2 tRNA genes and 1 rRNA gene are annotated in these 1,518 nt (G+C 47.0%); all 3 read left to right on the top strand.

Annotated features, from left to right (window positions below):
* Positions 1–142 precede the first annotated feature (142 nt).
* Positions 143–218 (top strand) — tRNA-Ala (locus D6V41_RS18050).
* 143 nt (positions 219–361) lie between these two features.
* Positions 362–438 (top strand) — tRNA-Ile (locus D6V41_RS18045).
* A gap of 545 nt (positions 439–983) precedes the next feature.
* Positions 984–1,518 (top strand): 23S ribosomal RNA (locus D6V41_RS18040); the annotation flags it as partial.

Here is a 1,518-nt window from a genome sequence, read left to right as displayed (position 1 = left end):
TTGTTTTGTTGTTATTTACCACAAGCACTTGCTTCGCAAGTGGGCGTGTAAAATGCTTTTACCGCAAGCGAAGCTTGCTGAGCATTTTACCACTCGCTAAAGAGTTGTTCGCTCTGCGTAGTATGAAATGTTAGGTGTTTATGGGGCTATAGCTCAGCTGGGAGAGCGCCTGCCTTGCACGCAGGAGGTCAGCAGTTCGATCCTGCTTAGCTCCACCACCGCTTAGATAAGTAAGTTATTGCGAGCAGTTCGTTATGAATGTGATTCGACTCGACAAGCGAGGAGGGAGCATACAGATAGTATGTGACTGCCGAGGGCGGAGACAAAGAAGCTCAGTCAGGACGAAATGAGAAGCAAGAACAGGCTTGTAGCTCAGCTGGTTAGAGCGCACCCCTGATAAGGGTGAGGTCGGCAGTTCAAGTCTGCCCAAGCCTACCATTTCAAATGGTACACAGTCATTGTGGCGCAGGCCACAAGCTCCTTGGGTAATGGAGGAGGGCGGCGATAAGCGGCATGGTGAATGACAGAGCCTTAATGAATGCGCTTGGGTAAGAGTATTCATTAAGGTTTTTTTAACCTTAAGATGAGCGCGACGCGCTTATTGAGTTCTTTAACAATTTGGAAAAGCTGATAATTAGTAATCAATATTTAACGAAAGAGTAATTGGAAAAGTTGATGCGCAAGCATCAAGTGTTCCTCAAGCTACTCTATCTGACAAATAGCATACTTAAAAAAGTATGCAGATTAGCAAACGTCATGCATACAGCTTAAACACACCTGATTAAAAAGGCGGGTGTGGAAAATAGCAGGTGTTGCTTGACAGATATTTCAGAATGTCTGTTAGTGCAATGGCCAAGCATTCGGTTTCTCATCGAGCGAAACGACGAGCGCGCGAAGGAGCATACATATGAGTATGTGACTGAGTAAGTGAGGAAGAGTCGCGAAGAGGAGGAAGCAAATGCGCGGGCTATTTAGGGTTGTATGGTTAAGTGACAAAGCGTATACGGTGGATGCCTAGGCAGTTAGAGGCGAAGAAGGACGTGTAAGTCTGCGAAAAGCTGTGGTGAGCTGACAAAACGCATTTGAGCCACAGATGTCCGAATGGGGAAACCCACCGCTTAGGCGGTATCTGCAAGTGAATACATAGCTTGTAGAGGCAAACGAGGGGAACTGAAACATCTAAGTACCCTTAGGAACAGAAATCAACCGAGATTCTCCTAGTAGCGGCGAGCGAACGGGGAGCAGCCGAATCAGTATGTGTTAGTGGAATGTGTTGGGAAGCACAGCGATACAGGGTGATAGCCCCGTACACGAAGATGCATATTGGTCATATTAAGTAGGTCGGGACACGTGTTATCTTGACTGAAGATGGGGGGACCATCCTCCAAGGCTAAATACTCCTAACTGACCGATAGTGAACAAGTACCGTGAGGGAAAGGCGAAAAGAACCCCAGTGAGGGGAGTGAAATAGAACCTGAAACCGTATACGTACAAACAGTGGGAGCAGAGTTTACTCTG

The organism is Ningiella ruwaisensis, assembly GCF_004798935.1.
GTDB lineage: Bacteria > Pseudomonadota > Gammaproteobacteria > Enterobacterales > Alteromonadaceae > Glaciecola > Glaciecola ruwaisensis.
The sequence above is the reverse complement of the archived record's forward strand: the minus strand, read 5'-3'. Positions and strand labels throughout refer to the sequence as shown.